Origin of the sequence: Staphylococcus equorum (assembly GCF_029024965.1) — a bacterium.
Classification (GTDB): domain Bacteria; phylum Bacillota; class Bacilli; order Staphylococcales; family Staphylococcaceae; genus Staphylococcus; species Staphylococcus equorum.
In genome coordinates this window covers 813333-834336 of the sequence record NZ_CP118982.1, presented here as the reverse complement: position 1 = coordinate 834336, position 21004 = coordinate 813333, and the positions used below count along the sequence as shown (strand labels likewise).

14 protein-coding genes, 6 tRNA genes and 3 rRNA genes are annotated in these 21004 nt (G+C 35.9%); 2 read left to right on the top strand and 21 right to left on the bottom strand.

Features of this window, described 5'->3' with window-relative positions:
• Positions 1–64: 64 nt before the first annotated feature.
• From PYW44_RS03895 to PYW44_RS03825, 15 genes are all read right to left on the bottom strand, one after another.
• Positions 65–137, bottom strand: a tRNA-Lys gene (locus PYW44_RS03895).
• Positions 138–141: 4 nt separating this feature from the next.
• A tRNA-Gln gene (locus PYW44_RS03890) sits at positions 142–216 on the bottom strand.
• A 4-nt stretch (positions 217–220) separates the two neighbouring features.
• Positions 221–304, bottom strand: a tRNA-Tyr gene (locus PYW44_RS03885).
• Between the two features lie 16 nt (positions 305–320).
• A tRNA-Val gene (locus PYW44_RS03880) sits at positions 321–396 on the bottom strand.
• 8 nt (positions 397–404) lie between these two features.
• Positions 405–476: transfer RNA gene (locus PYW44_RS03875), tRNA-Glu, on the bottom strand.
• Between the two features lie 3 nt (positions 477–479).
• Positions 480–554: transfer RNA gene (locus PYW44_RS03870), tRNA-Asn, on the bottom strand.
• A gap of 11 nt (positions 555–565) precedes the next feature.
• A 5S ribosomal RNA gene (gene rrf / locus PYW44_RS03865) occupies positions 566–680 on the bottom strand.
• Positions 681–761: 81 nt separating this feature from the next.
• A 23S ribosomal RNA gene (locus PYW44_RS03860) occupies positions 762–3685 on the bottom strand.
• A gap of 287 nt (positions 3686–3972) precedes the next feature.
• Positions 3973–5525 (bottom strand): 16S ribosomal RNA (locus PYW44_RS03855).
• The 16S, 23S and 5S rRNA genes sit together here with 6 tRNA genes alongside, the layout of an rRNA operon.
• 492 nt (positions 5526–6017) lie before the next feature.
• A complete protein-coding gene (locus PYW44_RS03850) occupies positions 6018–7082 on the bottom strand; it encodes an Mrp/NBP35 family ATP-binding protein (RefSeq protein WP_115075967.1) in 1065 nt (354 codons plus the stop codon).
• A gap of 322 nt (positions 7083–7404) precedes the next feature.
• Positions 7405–7857, bottom strand: a complete 453-nt coding sequence (locus PYW44_RS03845) for a SepA family multidrug efflux transporter (protein ID WP_002507014.1) — start codon at positions 7855–7857, stop codon at positions 7405–7407.
• 224 nt (positions 7858–8081) lie between these two features.
• Positions 8082–9422, bottom strand: coding sequence for a multidrug efflux MFS transporter SdrM (gene sdrM, locus PYW44_RS03840; RefSeq protein WP_021340029.1), 1341 nt, complete (start codon positions 9420–9422; stop codon positions 8082–8084).
• A 338-nt stretch (positions 9423–9760) separates the two neighbouring features.
• The gene (gene trhA, locus PYW44_RS03835; RefSeq protein WP_021340028.1) at positions 9761–10444 is read right to left on the bottom strand and encodes a PAQR family membrane homeostasis protein TrhA; all 684 of its coding nucleotides are present in this window, start codon (positions 10442–10444) and stop codon (positions 9761–9763) included.
• Between the two features lie 17 nt (positions 10445–10461).
• Positions 10462–11649 carry a UTP--glucose-1-phosphate uridylyltransferase gene (locus PYW44_RS03830; protein ID WP_021340027.1) on the bottom strand — a complete coding sequence of 396 codons (1188 nt, stop codon included), beginning with the start codon at positions 11647–11649 and terminating at the stop codon, positions 10462–10464.
• 124 nt (positions 11650–11773) lie between these two features.
• Positions 11774–12268, bottom strand: a complete 495-nt coding sequence (locus PYW44_RS03825; RefSeq protein ID WP_002507010.1) for a metal-dependent hydrolase — start codon at positions 12266–12268, stop codon at positions 11774–11776.
• Positions 12269–12444: 176 nt separating this feature from the next.
• On the opposite strand from PYW44_RS03825, the gene PYW44_RS03820 reads away from it, so the two are divergent.
• Both PYW44_RS03820 and PYW44_RS03815 read left to right on the top strand, forming a co-directional pair.
• Complete coding sequence (locus PYW44_RS03820; protein ID WP_107513545.1) at positions 12445–12705, top strand: SunI/YnzG family protein; 261 nt, start codon at positions 12445–12447, stop codon at positions 12703–12705.
• A gap of 159 nt (positions 12706–12864) precedes the next feature.
• Positions 12865–13179 (top strand): heme oxygenase, encoded by a 315-nt coding sequence (locus tag PYW44_RS03815; protein WP_002507008.1) that lies wholly within the window; start codon positions 12865–12867, stop codon positions 13177–13179.
• Positions 13180–13302: 123 nt separating this feature from the next.
• Here PYW44_RS03815 and PYW44_RS03810 read toward each other — a convergent pair whose 3' ends face one another.
• The 6 genes from PYW44_RS03810 to PYW44_RS03785 form a co-directional block, all read right to left on the bottom strand.
• The gene (locus tag PYW44_RS03810) at positions 13303–14676 is read right to left on the bottom strand and encodes a YjiH family protein (protein WP_107510494.1); all 1374 of its coding nucleotides are present in this window, start codon (positions 14674–14676) and stop codon (positions 13303–13305) included.
• Positions 14677–14886: 210 nt separating this feature from the next.
• Positions 14887–15849 (bottom strand): FecCD family ABC transporter permease, encoded by a 963-nt coding sequence (locus tag PYW44_RS03805; RefSeq protein WP_107510495.1) that lies wholly within the window; start codon positions 15847–15849, stop codon positions 14887–14889.
• Positions 15846–16880 (bottom strand): FecCD family ABC transporter permease, encoded by a 1035-nt coding sequence (locus PYW44_RS03800; RefSeq protein ID WP_069801832.1) that lies wholly within the window; start codon positions 16878–16880, stop codon positions 15846–15848. The genes PYW44_RS03805 and PYW44_RS03800 overlap by 4 nt, the downstream gene beginning before the upstream one ends.
• 11 nt (positions 16881–16891) lie before the next feature.
• Entirely contained in the window at positions 16892–17902 is a 1011-nt protein-coding gene (locus PYW44_RS03795; protein WP_115075966.1) for an ABC transporter substrate-binding protein, read from the bottom strand.
• Positions 17903–17994: 92 nt separating this feature from the next.
• Positions 17995–19056, bottom strand: coding sequence for an alanine/ornithine racemase family PLP-dependent enzyme (locus tag PYW44_RS03790; protein ID WP_002511440.1), 1062 nt, complete (start codon positions 19054–19056; stop codon positions 17995–17997).
• A 2-nt stretch (positions 19057–19058) separates the two neighbouring features.
• A complete protein-coding gene (locus tag PYW44_RS03785; protein ID WP_065367473.1) occupies positions 19059–20816 on the bottom strand; it encodes an IucA/IucC family protein in 1758 nt (585 codons plus the stop codon).
• Positions 20817–21004: the final 188 nt, after the last annotated feature.

Sequence of the window (21004 nt, the reverse complement as noted above, 5' to 3'; positions counted from 1 at the left end):
AATTTTTAGTAATTTTAATTTTCAACACAAAAAAAGCATTTCTCATAAGAGAAATGCTATAGAGTGAGCCATAGTGGGCTCGAACCACTGACCCTCTGATTAAAAGTCAGATGCTCTACCAACTGAGCTAATGGCTCTAAATGGCTGGGCTAGCTGGATTCGAACCAACGAGTGACGGAGTCAAAGTCCGTTGCCTTACCGCTTGGCTATAGCCCATTAATGGTGGAGGGGGGCAGATTCGAACTGCCGAACCCGAAGGAGCGGATTTACAGTCCGCCGCGTTTAGCCACTTCGCTACCCCTCCGCTATTAAATTAAAAATGGTGGAGGATGACGGGTTCGAACCGCCGACCCTCTGCTTGTAAGGCAGATGCTCTCCCAGCTGAGCTAATCCTCCAATATGTATGACCCCGACGGGACTCGAACCCGTGTTACCGCCGTGAAAGGGCGGTGTCTTAACCGCTTGACCACGGGGCCATATGGCTCCACAGGTAGGACTCGAACCTACGACCGATCGGTTAACAGCCGATAGCTCTACCACTGAGCTACTGTGGAATAATGAAATTGCCTGGCAACGTCCTACTCTTGCGGAACGTAAGTCCGACTACCATCGGCGCTAAGGAGCTTAACTACTGTGTTCGGCATGGGAACAGGTGTGACCTCCTTGCCATTGTCACCAGACAATGAAATATATAAAAAATTATACATTCAAAACTAGATAGTAAGTAAAATTTGATAATGCCAAACAAAACACTTTTAAATTTGATTAAGTCTTCGATCGATTAGTATTCGTCAGCTCCACATATCGCTATGCTTCCACCTCGAACCTATTAACCTCATCATCTTTGAGGGATCTTATAACCGAAGTTGGGAAATCTCATCTTGAGGGGGGCTTCATGCTTAGATGCTTTCAGCACTTATCCCGTCCATACATAGCTACCCAGCGATGCCGTTGGCACGACAACTGGTACACCAGAGGTATGTCCATCCCGGTCCTCTCGTACTAAGGACAGCTCCTCTCAAATTTCCTGCGCCCACGACGGATAGGGACCGAACTGTCTCACGACGTTCTGAACCCAGCTCGCGTACCGCTTTAATGGGCGAACAGCCCAACCCTTGGGACCGACTACAGCCCCAGGATGCGATGAGCCGACATCGAGGTGCCAAACCTCCCCGTCGATGTGAACTCTTGGGGGAGATAAGCCTGTTATCCCCGGGGTAGCTTTTATCCGTTGAGCGATGGCCCTTCCATGCGGAACCACCGGATCACTAAGTCCGTCTTTCGACCCTGCTCGACTTGTAAGTCTCGCAGTCAAGCTTCCTTATGCCTTTACACTCTATGAATGATTTCCAACCATTCTGAGGAAACCTTTGAGCGCCTCCGTTACTCTTTAGGAGGCGACCGCCCCAGTCAAACTGTCCATCTGACACTGTCTCCCACCATGATAAATGGTGCGGGTTAGAAATCCAACACAGCAAGGGTAGTATCCCACCAACGCCTCGACGTAAGCTGGCGCTCACGTTTCAAAGGCTCCTACCTATCCTGTACAAGTTGTACCGAATTTCAATATCAGACTACAGTAAAGCTCCACGGGGTCTTTCCGTCCTGTCGCGGGTAACCTGCATCTTCACAGGTACTATGATTTCACCGAGTCTCTCGTTGAGACAGTGCCCAAATCGTTACGCCTTTCGTGCGGGTCGGAACTTACCCGACAAGGAATTTCGCTACCTTAGGACCGTTATAGTTACGGCCGCCGTTTACTGGGGCTTCGATTCGTAGCTTCGCCGAAGCTAACCACTCCTCTTAACCTTCCAGCACCGGGCAGGCGTCAGCCCCTATACATCACCTTACGGTTTAGCAGAGACCTGTGTTTTTGATAAACAGTCGCTTGGGCCTATTCACTGCGGCTCTCCTGGGCGTTAACCCTAAAGAGCACCCCTTCTCCCGAAGTTACGGGGTCATTTTGCCGAGTTCCTTAACGAGAGTTCGCTCGCTCACCTTAGAATTCTCATCTTGACTACCTGTGTCGGTTTGCGGTACGGGCACCAAAATTCTAGCTAGAGGCTTTTCTTGGCAGTGTGAAATCAACGACTCGAGGAAACAATTTCCTCTCCCCATCACAACTTGACCTTAAGAGTGCCGGATTTGCCTAACACTCAGTCTCATTGCTTGGACGTACAATCCAATAGTACGCTTCGCCTATCCTACTGCGTCCCCCCATCGCTTAAAACGAAATTTGGTGGTACAGGAATATCAACCTGTTATCCATCGCCTACGCCTATCGGCCTCAGCTTAGGACCCGACTAACCCAGAGCGGACGAGCCTTCCTCTGGAAACCTTAGTCAATCGGTGGACGGGATTCTCACCCGTCTTTCGCTACTCACACCGGCATTCTCACTTCTAAGCGCTCCACATGTCCTTGCGATCATGCTTCAACGCCCTTAGAACGCTCTCCTACCACTGTCCTTACGGACAATCCACAGCTTCGGTAATATGTTTAGCCCCGGTACATTTTCGGCGCAGTGTCACTCGACTAGTGAGCTATTACGCACTCTTTAAATGATGGCTGCTTCTAAGCCAACATACTAGTTGTCTGGGCAACGCCACATCCTTTTCCACTTAACATATATTTTGGGACCTTAGCTGGTGGTCTGGGCTGTTTCCCTTTCGAACACGGACCTTATCACCCGCGTTCTAACTCCTAAGATAAAATTGATTGGCATTCGGAGTTTGTCTGAATTCGGTAACCCGATAAGGGCCCCTCGTCCAAACAGTGCTCTACCTCCAATAATCATTACTTAAGGCTAGCCCTAAAGCTATTTCGGAGAGAACCAGCTATCTCCAGGTTCGATTGGAATTTCTCCGCTACCCACAACTCATCCGCTCACTTTTCAACGTAAGTCGGTTCGGCCCTCCATTCAGTGTTACCTGAACTTCAGCCTGGTCATGGGTAGATCACCTGGTTTCGGGTCTACGACCAAATACTCAACGCCCTATTCAGACTCGCTTTCGCTACGGCTCCACATTAACTGCTTAACCTTGCATCAAATCGTAACTCGCCGGTTCATTCTACAAAAGGCACGCCATCACCCATTAACGGGCTCTGACTACTTGTAAGCACACGGTTTCAAGTTCTATTTCACTCCCCTTCCGGGGTACTTTTCACCTTTCCCTCACGGTACTGGTTCACTATCGGTCACTAGAGAGTATTTAGCCTTGGGAGATGGTCCTCCCGGATTCCGACGGAATTTCTCGTGTTCCGTCGTACTCAGGATCCACTCAAGAGTGAACAAACTTTCGACTACAGGATTATTACCTTCTTTGATTCATCTTTCCAGATGATTCGTCTAATTTGTTCTTTTGTAACTCCGTATAGAGTGTCCTACAACCCCAACAAGCAAGCTCGTTGGTTTGGGCTCTTCCCGTTTCGCTCGCCGCTACTCAGGGAATCGATTTTTCTTTCTCTTCCTGCGGGTACTAAGATGTTTCAGTTCCCCGCGTCTGCCTTCAGATATGCTATGTATTCACATATCGATAACACGACATAACTCGTGTTGGGTTTCCCCATTCGGAAATCTCTGGATCAAAGCTTACTTACAGCTCCCCAAAGCATATCGTCGTTAGTAACGTCCTTCGTAGGCTTCTAGTGCCAAGGCATCCACCGTGCGCCCTTAATAACTTAATCTTTTCGACCTTCAACACGATAAATCGGTTGAAAACCTAAAATGTTATTAATCTGTGAGTGTTCTTTCGAACACTAGCGATTATTTCTATTTTTTTGAATTCAAGCTTTTTAAAACTCTAATTCACTCGGTTTTGCTTGGTAAAATCATAAATTTTACTTACATATCTAGTTTTCAATGTACAAAATAACGCAATGAATACTCGTAATGAGCATTCAAAACTGAATGCAATATGTCAATGTCATTCCTCTTCATCTTCTCAAGGAAGATGTTCCGAATATATCCTTAGAAAGGAGGTGATCCAGCCGCACCTTCCGATACGGCTACCTTGTTACGACTTCACCCCAATCATTTGTCCCACCTTCGACGGCTAGCTCCATAAATGGTTACTCCACCGGCTTCGGGTGTTACAAACTCTCGTGGTGTGACGGGCGGTGTGTACAAGACCCGGGAACGTATTCACCGTAGCATGCTGATCTACGATTACTAGCGATTCCAGCTTCATGTAGTCGAGTTGCAGACTACAATCCGAACTGAGAACAACTTTATGGGATTTGCATGACCTCGCGATTTAGCTGCCCTTTGTATTGTCCATTGTAGCACGTGTGTAGCCCAAATCATAAGGGGCATGATGATTTGACGTCATCCCCACCTTCCTCCGGTTTGTCACCGGCAGTCAACCTAGAGTGCCCAACTAAATGCTGGCAACTAAGTTTAAGGGTTGCGCTCGTTGCGGGACTTAACCCAACATCTCACGACACGAGCTGACGACAACCATGCACCACCTGTCACTTTGTCCCCCGAAGGGGAAGGCTCTATCTCTAGAGTTTTCAAAGGATGTCAAGATTTGGTAAGGTTCTTCGCGTTGCTTCGAATTAAACCACATGCTCCACCGCTTGTGCGGGTCCCCGTCAATTCCTTTGAGTTTCAACCTTGCGGTCGTACTCCCCAGGCGGAGTGCTTAATGCGTTAGCTGCAGCACTAAGGGGCGGAAACCCCCTAACACTTAGCACTCATCGTTTACGGCGTGGACTACCAGGGTATCTAATCCTGTTTGATCCCCACGCTTTCGCACATCAGCGTCAGTTACAGACCAGAAAGTCGCCTTCGCCACTGGTGTTCCTCCATATCTCTGCGCATTTCACCGCTACACATGGAATTCCACTTTCCTCTTCTGTACTCAAGTTTCCCAGTTTCCAATGACCCTCCACGGTTGAGCCGTGGGCTTTCACATCAGACTTAAGAAACCGCCTACGCGCGCTTTACGCCCAATAATTCCGGATAACGCTTGCCACCTACGTATTACCGCGGCTGCTGGCACGTAGTTAGCCGTGGCTTTCTGATTAGGTACCGTCAAGATGTGCACAGTTACTTACACATTTGTTCTTCCCTAATAACAGAGTTTTACGATCCGAAAACCTTCATCACTCACGCGGCGTTGCTCCGTCAGACTTTCGTCCATTGCGGAAGATTCCCTACTGCTGCCTCCCGTAGGAGTCTGGACCGTGTCTCAGTTCCAGTGTGGCCGATCACCCTCTCAGGTCGGCTACGTATCGTTGCCTTGGTAAGCCGTTACCTTACCAACTAGCTAATACGGCGCGGGTCCATCTATAAGTGATAGCAAAACCATCTTTTACTTTAGAACCATGCGGTTCCAAATGTTATCCGGCATTAGCTCCGGTTTCCCGAAGTTATTCCAGTCTTATAGGTAGGTTACCCACGTGTTACTCACCCGTCCGCCGCTAACTTCAAAGGAGCAAGCTCCTTATCCGTTCGCTCGACTTGCATGTATTAGGCACGCCGCCAGCGTTCATCCTGAGCCAGGATCAAACTCTCCATAAATGAATTATGATGTTTGATTAGCTCATAAAATACTAATTTGTGTGTTATCTCTAACACGTTTGAACCAACAATTTAATGTTGTGTTCGGAATTAACGTTGACATATTGCAATTCAGTTTTCAATGTTCATTTGGATAATTGCTTTATTACTATACCATTTCAATTGACGTTGTGTCAATAAAAAATTAATATTCTTTAACAATCATTTAACATTACTCTAATAATATTAAAGTATTTCTTATAAAGTTTCAAGTATATTTTTTACACTTTTTCGAAATTGAATTAAATAATGTTTTTGTCGTTTTTGACGACTTTTATATAATATCAATTCCACAAGAGAAAGTCAATACTTTTTTGTTTATTGTGATTTGTTACGTTTACACTGTATCGTGCTTTCGTTGGTCACAAGAAATAATTCTACCACCATTCAAAAAAATTGCAAGAGAAAAGTGGGTAAAAATTAAATTAATTTCTACCCACTCCTTAAATACTACTATTTACTAGTCTTTTCAATGATTTGTTGTGCCATTGATTGGTATATTTCTCCTAATCTATCATCTGGTTGATAAATGGAAGGCGCGAAATCTTTTGGATTCCATGATGGTTGTTCTAATGGTAGGTGACCTAATAAGTCTGTTTGTAATTCTTCAGCAAGCTTTTCACCGCCACCTGTTCCAAATACATATTCTTTATTTCCAGTTTCTTCGCTTTGGAAGTAAGACATGTTTTCTATTACACCTAAAATCGTGTGTTCAGTGTGTTTTGCCATTGCTCCAGCTCTTGCTGCAACAAATGCTGCAGTAGGATGAGGTGTTGTTACAATAATTTCTTTACTTGATGGCAACATCGTATGTACATCTAAAGCAATATCCCCTGTACCTGGAGGTAAATCTAAAATTAAATAATCTAAATCTCCCCATCGTACTTCAACAAAGAAATTCGTAAGCATTTTCCCTAACATTGGGCCTCTCCATATAACTGGTGCGTTCTCTTCAACAAAGAAAGCCATTGAAATTACTTTCACACCATGACGTTCAACTGGTATGATTTCTTTACCTTGTACCCCTGGTTTTTCATCAATTCCCATCATGTCTGGAACGCTAAAGCCATAAATATCAGCATCAACTAGACCAACTTTTTTACCTTCTCTAGCTAATGATACTGCTAAATTGACTGCTACTGTTGATTTTCCAACGCCACCTTTACCAGAAGCGATAGCTATAAACTCTACAGGATTGTCTTTAGATAATAAGCCTTCTATTGTTTGTTGCTCGTCATCACTCGTACCTCTATATTGTTCTACTACATCAGATGGTAATTCTTCAAATCTGATGCCAACTGTATTAGTCCCATTTTCTTTTAATACTTCCACTACGGCCATTTGTAAATCTAATTGAGGTTGTCCCCCTAATTGAGCCATAGCTATTTTGACACTTACATGCTCTATTTCTTCTTTAATAGTAACCTCTATTATTCCATCAGTTTCTTTTAAAGGTACATTTATTATTGGATCTTTTAATTGTCCAACAAGTTCTTTAACTTGCTCAGTCGTTAACACAATGCGTCCCCCTCTTTATAAAATAATCATTATTTATATTCTAACAAACAAAACTTAAGTTTGCTTTAAATAGTTTATATTCAGTATAAATATAATCAGCTTATTAAAAAAGAAGTTAGCTCACTTCACTCTCTATTAAAGAATAAATAAACTAACTTCTTAAAGTAATTGCTATATGTCTTTCTTAAATGGTTACTTTAACTATCGGAGATAAAGTTAAAGTATTACAGTTTCTACTATATATTAACATTATATTCATTCTTCATAATCACAACAGTTAAAGTGCTTCAATTAACTGTTGTGATTTTCTAAAATAAGATGCTTATTTTCCATTTAAGTTTTCACTATCTGGATAAAATATTTCCTTACATATAAATAAGAGTCCAATGATAAATACAATCACCCAAAAATCAATATTTATATAAGTGTAATGGATATGCACTATGAAGTAAAATAGCAAAGTTGTTACAGTGAAAGTAATTAAGTGATAAGTTAACCCTTTAAAATATGGGTTATCTGGTAATTTTTTTCTAAAGTAATCCATTAAATTCTCTATTATAAACAAATTGAAATAACCTAATACAATATAACTACCATAATAAATTAAGTTATCGTAAAAGTTTTTGTTATATCCAAAATACGCAAGATGGAAATAAATTAGGATTCTACTCAAACCATATAATCCAAATCCTAAAAATGTTAAAAATATAGCCCCAGAAATAATAAATACCGAAAGTACAATAAGCGTTGTAAATAAATATTTTATATATTTCATTGCTTACTGTCCTCCCTTTTCACTCTATTTCGATATTCCGTTTAATAATCACCTAACTTTTATTACAACCTCGCTAGTATTTATTATTAAAACTATAATCGCATAAACTATATTACCATTATAACAACTCACTACCAAATACAAATTAACACGAAGCTCTACTCTTCAAATTATATCGTTTATTGATGAAGTAAATCATGTTTTAGTTATATAGATACAGTTTACTAATTAGATTCTTGTTTCTGTTCTTTATAAAACATAATCCATAAAACTATTAGTATAATCAATATAATTAAACTAAGTAAGATAACATTGTGTATTTGCAGACTGATAAAAGTGAACGATAAAGCATAAACGTAACCCATTACAGTAGAACCTATTGAATTACCTAAACTCTTAGTTAATGTATAGAGTGACATCATCCGCTTCATATTATTTAATGAAGTCTCTTCTTGAGTTATAACACTATCTTTTGTATAAACTGTGCCAAAGCTAACCCCTGCAAGTAATAAACTAAACGCTATAAATAATGGCGATTCGGTGCCTATAAATATTAAAATGCCACATAGCATTAATAGTGTGAAAGCAAAAATATATAATCCTTTTCTACTCATTCTAACCTCTAATTTATCTAATGAAAAATTAAGCGCTAACCAAGCAAATGAAATTGGAAATATTACAAAGCCACTTTGTAATGGTGAGAGGCCCATTTCTTCTTGTAAATAAATAGGCATATATAAGTTGTAACCCATCAAAATAATTGCATAAGCAAAATCAGTAAAGAATATTAAAATAATTGTCTTATTAAATTCTGTAACTGGTACAAATGGTGTTTTTATGTTTTTTTCATTTTTGTATAGAACCACTGCCATTATACAAGCTAAGATAAGTGAAATGATGTTTAAATATAAATTCGCTTTATTCATAACTGTAAATATTAAAAAGAAGATTAATACATAGAAGTACGTTAAGCCCTTCACGTCTAATTTATTTTTTGCAGTTGTATTTTCATTTTCAAAATGGAATGTGATTATCACCAATACCATAGCAGCAATTGCAATCGGAATATTCACGAAGAATAACCAGTGCCACGTTGCAAATTCTAAAATAGTTCCTCCCAAAACCGGGCCAATAATGCTAGAAATCCCCCACACACTACCAACAATTCCCATAATTTTATAACGTAATGGGATTTCAAAGGCAAGTTTAGGTACTATTTGACTCAATGCCATCATTACACCAGCACCTAAACCTTGTATAAAACGAGACATGATAAGTATCTCGAAAGTGCCACTTATTCCGGATAAGAAACTTCCTATAGTAAAAAGCAATAATCCTAAAAGTGTGATATAAATAATTTTCGTTCGATCTAGTAGTTCTCCTACAATCGGATTAGCTATGACAATTGCAATAAAATAAACTGCGAAAATCAATGAAATGGATGAAGTAACATTTAAGTCATCTCTTATAGTAGGAATTGCTAAAGAAACAATTGATGTTTCGATGGCAGACATAAACATAATTAATATTAATGCAACTACGACACCTAAAGACTTAATATTCATAATCTACCTCCTTGCATAACAAATTAAAATTCTTTTAGCATAATCAGAGCAATTACTATGTAGTAATAAGTTTCAAATCGACTTTTTGAGGCTAGGGCAGAAATACATGTTACAGTCTAAATCTTTCTTTTTTTAAAAAAAGAGCGGGATAGAAATCAAAATCTGATTTCATATTCCCGCCCCCACAAAGCCTACTAAAAAATAATACAAGAGCCGAAACTCTTGCATAAGTACTTAAAACAAGCCGATATATATCAGACAGCTAGTGCCCATATAATAATTGCTTTTAAAACATAGATTTATGTCCTAGAGACTACTAAATCTATGTTTTTTTAGAATTACATAAAATATAAAATAGCTATAAAATGAAATACGGATGCAATTACTATAAAGAAGTGCCAAATCATATGAAAATATGGACGATCTTTTTGTGCATAGAACCATGCTCCAACGGTATAAGCAATCCCACCAAATAGTATAAATAGCATAAATGTTACCGATGAATCGAAAATAATTGTCGGTAAAAATAAAACGCCAATCCATCCCATAACTAAATACATAGTTAAGCTCAATTTATGACTAACATTTTTAGCTAAAGATTTGTATAGAATACCCCAGAGTGTAATACCCCAAAGTACTGCCATTGCAGTCCATCCTAACCATCCACCAATTAACACTAAACATATTGGCGTATATGTTCCAGCAATTGCAACATATATCATACTGTGATCAATAATTCTGAGTATATATTTATGCGAAGAATTATTAGGCATCGCATGATAAATCGTTGAAGATATAAGCATTAGGAAAATACTTATCACATATAGCGAAACGCTAAATGAACCTAATATGCCATGATCCAAAAAACTTTGTATTGCTGCATAAGGCAATACACATAAAGCAATGAATGCAGCTGCCCCATGTGAAACTGCATTTCCAATTTCCTCACCAAATGTTAAAGGTACAATATTTTTAAATGTTTTAGCCACTTTGCTATTATCTACATCTACTGTATGAGACATAAGTGTAACCACCTTTTTTATATCAAATTCATACGTTTCAAATCAGCTGTAGCTGTTTCAACACTATCTTTACCTTCTTTATTTTTTAAAGGAGAAAACTCTTCTTCTCTCGGTACTTGTAATGTAATAAAGCTATTAGCATATTGGAAAATATCAAAATAGAATAATTCAAACTTAAGTGTCGGTTGCTCAATTACGCCAAAATCATCATCTAACTGTTTTAGTTTTTTAATCGCTAAATGATATGGCAATGCATGATCAACCACATTGTTAATAAATAAAAGTTTAAATGTATGTATTCCTATATTAGCGTTATTAAATTCATTAGCAACTTCAGGGTCTAATTCTGAATATTCAAGTACAGTATCTTTTTGATTAGCTGTCACTAATCTACCAACACTTTCTCCCTCTTTAGGTTGAATTGACTTTGTAGTGATATCCATACTTTTTTGGAATGTATAACCTGCAAATAATGGATCCAATACTTTCACAAGAACGTTATCAATATTATTCAAGAAAATATATTCCACTCCATTGTCTGTCATTTCATCTAAATAGCCTGAATTTTTAAGTGATTTAAACACGCCACCATTACCGTTAGGCGTTTCTAGGATATTACCATCTACGTCTAAAACTAACTTGCCTTCTTCAGATAAGGCAACAATGTTCTCTTGCTTGAAAAAGTGCACATGTGATTTATCATATCCAAAATAATCTTTAGCTTCGAAAAATAGTTGTGTTTCTTTGTCATTTACTTTGCTAGTCATGATATACCAATCGACAGCTACACCTGTTTGCTCTTTTAATGATATTAATTGTTGTGCTTGAATTTCAAATAAACTAACGCCTTCAATTTCAAACGAACCTTTAGGTCCTTTATAACCTAAACGCGTCCCTTGTCCACCTGCCATTAATAACACTGCAAATTTACCTTTTTGAATTGCGTCTAAACCAACTTCTTCATATTTTTTGATTTCTTCTTCTGAAAAATCATTTTTAACATCATATTTCACCTCATTAATAGAGGAAACGTCATCGATTACTTTTTTATTTACATACAAATCTTCGTATAAATCTTGAATATCAGATAAGTTTAAAGAGTCTACTTTATTAGCCAATTGTTCTTTCTCATTTGTACTCATTAGTTTTTCAAATTCAATTAAATGGTCTTGATTAAACTTTTCTAAACCTTTCTTATCTAGCATGTTCTCTCTCCTTAATATTCAAATATTAGATAAAAATAGTATCTTATTACTGACTTGAATATATAATTTCACTATTTGTACTTTATATTATTATGATTATATGCACAACCTTAATCATAACCATTTAAAAAAACAGCTGCTTAATAAATGGTTGAAAAAACACATAAGTTGCGCCTATAGTTAACGCGCTCGCAAGTGATAAATCAACGAGACCACCTGTTTTAAAAACTAAAGGGAATTTCACACTGATTGGGATAGGATATAAAAATTTAACTCCCCTAGGTGTTAACATATCTAGTATAACATGAGACAGCATTCCTAATATAATCGTAATTAAATAATAAATTGGCGTTTGAATAGCATATAATAAACAAATTATAATTGAAATAAATAATAGCGAGTGTGTAAATGTCCTGTGACCAAATAATAATCTAATAAAAAAGCTCAAAACTTTAAATCGTCTACCAATTTTACTTTGTGCATGACAAATATCAGGTAATAAACTTGATATAACTGCAAGCGTTATAACCGTAATTGATGTAAACAAATCTGTATGAAAATATTCTATAGTTAATGCGCCTACTAATAAACCGCATGATGCGTGGGTTTTACCTGTCATTTTCACTTCTCCTTATCGCAATATATTTTATCATATCTTTTATATCAATGCGAACGTACTTTCGGAAAAAACACTGAGTATAACATATTAAATAAAAGTATCACACATTTACTTGAAAACGGTTGCATGTTGTTGTATGATATAGCTATAAATTAATTAAAGGATGTGTTCTAGATATGGCAATGATAGTTAAAAAAGATAACAATGAAGTAAGAATTCAATGGAGAGTTGCAGATATTAAGATTCCAACAAGTGATATTAAGAACATTTCACAAGATCAAAATATCCATGAAATTCCAAAATTAGATAGAAACAAAGTTTCGAGAATTGGTTCTACTTTCGGAAAAACGAACCGTGTTATCATCGACACTAATGACCATGAATACATTATTTATACGCAAAATGATCAAAAAGTATATAATGAAGTAACAAAATAATATTAAACAATTAACAATAAAAAGACGCAATTCTAACCCCACGTTAGAATTGCGTCTTTTTTATATTAATCACGACTTAAACATATAAGGGATATCAATTAACCTCTAATTCACAATGATGATATACTATAGCTAAATCTTAGAAAGTGGGTGCATATCATGTACGTTGTTACGAATAGAATTGATGTTAAAAAAGGTTTTGCAGAAAAAATGGCGCCTAATTTTACAAAAAAAGGCAAAATAAATGAATTAGAAGGATTCCGTAAAGTTGAAGTTTGGCTAATCGAAGACGAAACAGATTACGATCAAATGTATGTGAATACTTGGTGGGATTCTGAAGAAAATTTCAAAGCATGGCTTGAAAGTGATGCGTTTAAAGAAGCACACGCAGGTAAGTCAAAATCTAAAAGTGAAGATTCACCAGTCATAGGGAATAAAGTTGTTAAAGCAAATGTTTTATCAACACTTAATTAATCAGATACGTTTGTAAGTTTAAATACAACAAAACAGTAAATATTGCAAAACACCCCGAAGATTAGTTTTTCAATCTAACTTTCGGGGTGTTTTAATTGTATTCATATTCATAATGTTTTTAAACTAATTAAAATATAGATGCGCCATCAACGCTATAATCGGTAATGCAATAATTGTTCTGATTAAGAAAATAACAAATAGTTTAAAGATACTGACTGGAATTTTCGAGCCTAATATCACCCCACCTACTTCTGATAAGTAGATTAACTGACTAATACTTAATGCACCGATAACGAATAATGTAATATCATTGCCTACGCCCTCAATTAATATAGAAGGTAAAAACATATCGGCAAAGCCTATTAATATTGTTTCTGATGCTTGAGCAGCTTCAGGAATTTGCAGCAATTCTAAATATGGTACAAATGGTTTACCTATAATTGCAAATATTGGTGTGTAGGTCGCAACGATTGTCGCTAGTGTACCAATACTCATAACAACTGGTAAAATAACAAACCACATATCTACAACTGTTTTAAGTCCCGATTTGAAAAATGATTTGAATCCTGGTGCATTAATACCTGTTTCTGTTGCCATATCAAAACCGTGACTTAATGCTGTTTTATTTTCTGGTAATTTTTCCGTTCTCATTTCTTCAGATACTTCTTTTGAGTATTCGTCTTTGATAGATTTTAATGGCCAGACTCTTGGCAAAATCAATGCACAAACAATACACGAAACAATAACTGAAAAGTAGAAATAGAAGAAATGGTTTTGCATATGTACTGTTTTCGCAATGACGATAGCAAATGTTATAGATACTACACTAAAGGTAGTAGCAATAACTGTTGCCTCACGTCTAGAATAAAAACCACTTTCATATTGCTTACTTGTTATTAATACCCCTACTGTGCCATCTCCAATAAACGATGCTAAGTTATCCACTGTAGAACGCCCTGGTAATGTGAATAAAGGTCTCATAATAGGTCTAAAGATTGGACCTAAAAATTCTAACAATCCATATTCCATAAGTAATGGTAAAAATAATGCTGCAAATAAGAATACAGCAACTAATGTTGGCAATAGACTTTCAAATACAAGCCCGCCAGTGTCTGCAGAATATATTACTTCAGTACCAACTTTCAAATAAGTCATCCATACAAAGACAACTGCTAATATTCTTAATAGCAACCAGACGATGTTCACATTAAATGCATTATATAAAAGACCGTCTGGTTTTAATTTATTTTTCAGTATTGTAGAGCATAAAATCGATAATATGCCTGATATTGTGACAATCAAAACAATAATTAATGGCATGGCATTCCCTAGCACTTCTTGTAATAGTCCTGCTAAAAACGCAACGGGTAATGTGGTTTGTTTAACACCATCTTCAGTCACAGTAATAGGTACTAAAAACAAGATAATACCAATTAATGACATGACAATGAATTTTAATCTACCTCGTACTAATTGTGATTTACTATATTTATTCATTTCATTCACCCCTTAGGTGTTTATATTTTTATATACACTTAAAAAAGCAACAGCAATAATTATAACCTATTATGTATAAATATGTAAATCAATAATTTTAGGTTTTTATTGTCTTCTTGTATATGTATAAATAAAATAATTGACTCTAATATTATTTAGGGTCAATTACACTTTATACGAAAACGCTTACTTTTGCAATTTATTTTTGAATTATATTTTTCTTATTAAAAATAAAAAGTATGGAACGCCGACAATAGCAACGATTACACCGACAGGAATATCGATAGGTGGATGAATACCTCTTGCAAGTCCATCACTAATTGACAGTATAAGTGCACCAATCAAACCTGACATAATTATGATGTGGATGTGTTTATGGCCAACTATTCGTCGTGCTATATGCGGTGCAATCAGTCCAAGAAAACTTAATCCCCCGACGAGTGAAATTGAAGCGCCTGCTAAAGCTACTGCTAAAAATAATAAAATCATTTTAATCTTTTTAATTTTTGTCCCTAGTCCCAGCGCTACATCGTCACCAAGAATTAAAATATCTAACTGATGACAGTAATAAAAAATGAACGGTAAGGTAACGATAAACCATGGTAATATCACTGTTATGTTCGACATGTTGTGACCATATAAACTTCCAGTAAGCCAAACTAATGCAGTATTTGCATCTAGCGGATTACGTATTAACATATATTGAACAATCGCCGTACAAATTGCACCTATTGCTAAACCAATTAATGCGATTTTGGAACCTTTCATATTAAATTTAGATATTAACAAAGTCAAAATCAAACTAATACAAAATGCACCAAAGAAAGAACTAAATGGCAAAATATATAAAGGCGCTGTAGGAAATAGCATTATAACCGTAACAGCGGATAAACTCGCACCTTTTGTAATACCAATAACATCTGGTGATGCAAGTGAATTTCTTACAACACCTTGTATCAGAGCACCAGAAATCGCTAAGCTACTACCAAAAATCAATGCCAAGCACATTCGTGGCACTCGATACTCATTTAAAATAAAGTTATCTTGTGAAAGTAAACTTTTAACCACTTCAGCAGGATGTATAAATACTGAACCTATGGACAATGATCCAATTGCAAAAATAATAAGTAATATCGTCACAATCGTATATTTTAATATAAGTCTAATATTCATATGCGATCCACTCCTTTAGCAGTAATTGCAAGGAAGTATAATGCACCTACAAATGAAGTAACAATACCTACAGGCGATTCAAATGGAAATGCAATTAATCTACTGAGTACATCAGATAGCAATAATAAGTCTGCACCAATAATTATCGCTAAAGGAATCATCACCCTATAATTTGTATGTACATAATATTTAACAATATGTGGGACGATTAATCCTACGAAGCCAATAGGACCCGCTACTGAAACAGAAGTTCCTGCTAATAAAATAACAAGTATAGCTATAATAATTCTCACTACTTTTACATTTTGCCCTAAAGATGTAGCTAACTGTTCACCTAGCTCCATAATTGTTAATTGTTTTGCTATCATAATAGTCCCAATAAAAGCAATAATAAGCCAAGGTAAGATGCCTAAAATTTGTGTCCAGTTGATAGTAGATAATGAACCTACAAGCCAAAACATAACTGTGGAAGTTGCATGTTCGTTTAGTAGAATAATTCCTTGAGTCATACTTGTAAAAAATAAATGAATGGCCATACCTGCTAGTGCTAACTTAATTGGTGTTATTCCTTTTGTAGATCCTGACAGCAGATAAACTGTTAAACCACCTACAAACGCGCCAAAAAATGCTAGTATTGTAGCAAATGGTGTTAAGGCAGGTATAAGCATCGTGATAAATACGATAACAAAAGAAGCGCCCGAGTTAACGCCAAATATTTGGGGCGATGCCAAAGGGTTTCTCGTCATAGCTTGCATGAGTAATCCAGCCACGCTAAGTGCTGCACCAATGAATAGTGCTGCAATCATTCTAGGCATACGCACATTATGAATTAAAAATGTTTGTTTCGTTTGATCGTGTGTCCATAGATAATCTATAAAATCCTTCGTTGTAATGTGTGAAGCACCAACCGTTAAATTAAAATACATCATAACAAAAAGCGCACCCACACTCACAATGAATATGAGTGCTGTGCGTTTTTGTATTTTGCTTTCAGACCTATTGGTTTGACTAATACGCTTTACTTTAGCCATTTACCATCACCCTATTGTTGTTGTTTATCATTATTTTCGGTTTTAGAAACTTCTACGAGTTGTTTTGCTATTTCTTCAGAAGAAATAATACCACGTGCTCGTGCCCATGTATTTCGATCAAAAATAGATACTTTATTATTTTTCACTGCGTCTAGATTTTTCCACACTGGATCCTGTCCTTGTTTTTTCAAATTCGGGTCTTCTTTTCCTTCATCAACCATGATAAACATTCGTCCTGGATTAATATCTGAAAGTACCTCAGAATTTAATTGTAAATAAGGAGCTTTTAAGTATTTAGCCAAATTATCTGTTTCTGTTTTATTTAATGCGTTCTTAAAACCTAGCTCTTTTAGCAGTTCACCAACATAAGTATTTTCAGGATGAGATAATAATCCTGATTTTGCAATGACAGTAGCTAACACTGGCTCAGATTTATCCATAGTAATTTTTTTACTGTATTCTGACATTAAATCCTGATGTTCTTTTAATCTTTCTTTTCCTTTATCTTCTTCGCCTACTGCTTTCGCAATTGTTTTAAACGCATCTAAATTATCTTTATAGTCACTATCAAAACTTGGCAGTAGAATTGTCGGCGCAATTTTTTCTAAATCTTTTTGTATGCCTTTATGTCTATTAGTATCAGCTATAATTAAATCTGGTTTTTGATTACTAATTTCTTCTAAGTTAGGCTGTTTACGTAAACCAACTGATTTATAATCACCAATTTTTTCACGAATTGGTTTTAATATTCTATCCTTTTTACCATCATCTGCTATACCCACTGGCTTTATATCTAAAGCTGCAAGTGCGTCTACATATGAAAATTCTAACGCTACGACTCGCTCAGGATTTTTATCAAGCTTTGTTGTACCGCCATCATGTTTAATCATCACGTCAACTTTATTAGCGTTATCCCTTTTAGATTCCCCAGTGTCTTTATCATTACCACTTCCACAAGCGGTCAATAATACTACTGTCAAAGCTAATATAAGCACACTCATAAATTTAAAACTATGCTTCATCGTTGTCACTCCTTAGATGTGTATATTTACATATCTAATTTTATTGAGAACGATTATCGTTGTCAATATATTTTTAATTAACTTTTAATTTTCTACAATGAATTAAACACTTGATTTTTAATGTTAGTGCATGCTTGCTCAACACCTTCATCACGTGTATATGCTTTTGTTAAATTAGGCATATACATGCTTTGTGCTAAAGCTTTATACCCTAGACTAAATTGTATTTTGTCTCCTAATTGATAAAAATCCTGATTTAATAAATCAATCATGACATGATCACTTGTAGCACCTAATATTTTCACTTGATGATGTATAGGTGTAATCGCTTCGACATGCGTATCCAAACTACCAATATCAATAATGGCTTGTAAATATTGTTTGCCTGTATCATAGTTCATACGTGGCTTAATCTCTACTATTTCTGCTTCTAAAATAATTGTATCTTGATATAACATTGCAATTGGATGATTTGTTGTGGTCTCAATTCCTCTGAAGAGCGTTTCGCCTATTCTCAGTTCGTTAATTTTACCTAAATCACTATAAGCCATTTGAGTTAACAAACTTGAATTTCCACCTGATATAATTTTAAATCTTATATTGGTCACTTCTTCAATAGACTTTACAAATTGATTAATCATTTTCACATCTTCATCTGTAGGTGCGTTCGACTGAAAACACATAAAGTTAAATGCTAACCCTGCAATATTAAGGTGATGCATCTGAATTATTTCTTTAATATAGTCAATCACATCATAAGTTAAGATACCTTCCCTAGCATCTTTCCAATCCACCATGAGTAAAATTTGGTGCTTCACTTGTTGTTTACCTGCAAGATTATTTAATTGTCGAATCGTCTCTATCTCAGTTTGAATGCTTATATTCGTATAACGCACTACATCTTCAAGTTCATATTGATTTGTAGTTCCTATCATTGCAAAAGATAGATTCGTATCTTTACTCTTCGTAATATTATCAATTCTGGCATCTGCAAAGTGTGTCATACCAATGTCTTTTAACACTTCTATAATTTTGCTATCACCAGCCACACATTTGGTTACAGGTGTAAAACAAATATTATTTTGACTGCACAAGGCGTTTAATACATGACCGTTATATTTAATTTTAGATAAATTAATCTGTAATTGTGCCATGTTTACACCTCTTTATATAATGGGTTCTTTAATTTTATCGTTACGTACTGTTTCACTTTACTTTCCATTCTCATGCGCAACAATGCTTTGACTGAAATCGTAGGTCCAAACAAAACTGCTTTCAACACTTGTGCATGAGCTTTTTGTGAATCTATCGCTTCATCTACTATGTTCCCAACTAATTTAAATAACGCTCGCTCATCTACTTCTTCATATTTTGAAAAATAATGAATCAGTTCTGCAATTTGATTTTGAATTACTGAATGTTGAAACTTTCCGATAACCGCTTCAATATTTTCAGCAATCAGACTTGAATTCGTTATATCAACATGAGGTAATTTAAGCTTTAAAGTGTCTAAATCTATTCTTGAACCACCTAGATCTCTAATAATAAATTTCATTTGATAATCCGGTCCAAGATTAATAATCGTATTTTGCATATGCGCTTCTAAGGCGATACCGTAATCTTGTATATATGCAATTAATGGTTCAATTAAAGTTTTCGCATAACTACACAAAAATTGTTTGATGGCGATTGATGTAGGTCCTTCTCCAATCCACTCCAAGTAACTATCTACAACGACTTTGTTATCAACTGGATTTTTATTAATTAGACTAGCTGTCACCAACGTCGTTCCGTTATCTGCGATATAAGGTTTGTGTCTCACTATGCAAGCCAATTGACGTGCGGTATCGTCATCTATATTTACATGAATACCATAAGGTTCCAAAGCGACTTGTAATTGTGGGTGTAGCTCTAACATCTCTTGTAATTCATAACTGAGTTTAGGTCCATCTACTGTCGTCACAGCTGCAACGGTTCGGATGGCACTCGTAGCTTGAATATTTACTGGTAATTTAATATGATACGGCTTATTGATTAACGCCATTGTTCTAAATGATAACGTTGCTTTAGATGCTACATCAAATGGTGTGGGTAATAATCGACCTTCTTTTATCCATTCCGAAAATTGATGCACAATCACATTGTCATATTGCCAAGGATGTACAAGTATTATTCTATAATCCTCCAGTTCAAACTGGTACGGTTCTAAAAATGCTTTGAGTTTATAACGATATTCAGGAATAATATGATTTAAAATATATTGTTCATCATCTTCCATTGACGTTGTAATACAATCTGCTTTATGAATAAGCATTACTTTTAATGGAATAATCTTTTCAAACTCTGGCGCATATAATTTTACTTCTTTTCTTGTTAATGGCAATTTTGTTTTAGACAAGGGATGCGTTGGATGCCCTTCTACAACGATACTCTCCGAATAAGTTAAATCATTAATTTCTTCTGAATCTTTAAAATGCTTTAACCAGATGAAGAAATTAATAGTTTCAGGCATTCTCGAAAATTTCAATGTTGCATGAATCAACGCTTGTCTATGAGAAAAATGGTCATACGTCAATGCAAAACCATCTCTACTAGAAATGAGTTCTTCTCTCAATCTGTTACTCATTGGTATATCAAATTGCTTATCCAATACATCGAGCAAGTGTTCTACAGTTTCGATTTCCATCATAGTGTTACCCTTGATGTAACGTATCTTTCCTCTAAATACATATCTTTCCATATCACTTTTATGTACTTTATCCACTTGTAAAAGTTGTCCATGATATTGTAATTCAATATAATCTTCAAACTCATTAACTATCATTTGATCAGGAAAAATATGTTCCTTAATAATCGCATTATAAATACGATACTGTACGTTTTTATCTGCAGATTGCCATGTCCGATCCGTCATACAACAATGCCTCCATTTTGCTCAATCTATTTATTAAATATTGAATAATGCTGTAATCACAAATGTATTCAATTTTATTACAAAGCATATGATTACTGTATTTAAAGTAATTTAGTTCTACTTTTCCATTTTAATACTCACTATGTTCCCTCTATTTTTCAAATCAACACAGTACTAAAAATAAATTA

Coding starts and splice junctions, on each gene's coding strand:
- PYW44_RS03795 (WP_115075966.1), bottom strand. CDS start 17,902: ATGAAGCATAGTTTTAAATTTATGAGTGTGCTTATATTAGCTTTGACA.
- PYW44_RS03790 (WP_002511440.1), bottom strand. CDS start 19,056: ATGGCACAATTACAGATTAATTTATCTAAAATTAAATATAACGGTCAT.
- trhA (WP_021340028.1), bottom strand. CDS start 10,444: ATGTCTCATACAGTAGATGTAGATAATAGCAAAGTGGCTAAAACATTT.
- PYW44_RS03830 (WP_021340027.1), bottom strand. CDS start 11,649: ATGCTAGATAAGAAAGGTTTAGAAAAGTTTAATCAAGACCATTTAATT.
- PYW44_RS03815 (WP_002507008.1), top strand. CDS start 12,865: ATGTACGTTGTTACGAATAGAATTGATGTTAAAAAAGGTTTTGCAGAA.
- PYW44_RS03825 (WP_002507010.1), bottom strand. CDS start 12,268: ATGACAGGTAAAACCCACGCATCATGCGGTTTATTAGTAGGCGCATTA.
- PYW44_RS03820 (WP_107513545.1), top strand. CDS start 12,445: ATGGCAATGATAGTTAAAAAAGATAACAATGAAGTAAGAATTCAATGG.
- PYW44_RS03810 (WP_107510494.1), bottom strand. CDS start 14,676: ATGAATAAATATAGTAAATCACAATTAGTACGAGGTAGATTAAAATTC.
- PYW44_RS03785 (WP_065367473.1), bottom strand. CDS start 20,816: ATGACGGATCGGACATGGCAATCTGCAGATAAAAACGTACAGTATCGT.
- sdrM (WP_021340029.1), bottom strand. CDS start 9,422: ATGAATATTAAGTCTTTAGGTGTCGTAGTTGCATTAATATTAATTATG.
- PYW44_RS03800 (WP_069801832.1), bottom strand. CDS start 16,880: ATGGCTAAAGTAAAGCGTATTAGTCAAACCAATAGGTCTGAAAGCAAA.
- PYW44_RS03805 (WP_107510495.1), bottom strand. CDS start 15,849: ATGAATATTAGACTTATATTAAAATATACGATTGTGACGATATTACTT.
- PYW44_RS03845 (WP_002507014.1), bottom strand. CDS start 7,857: ATGAAATATATAAAATATTTATTTACAACGCTTATTGTACTTTCGGTA.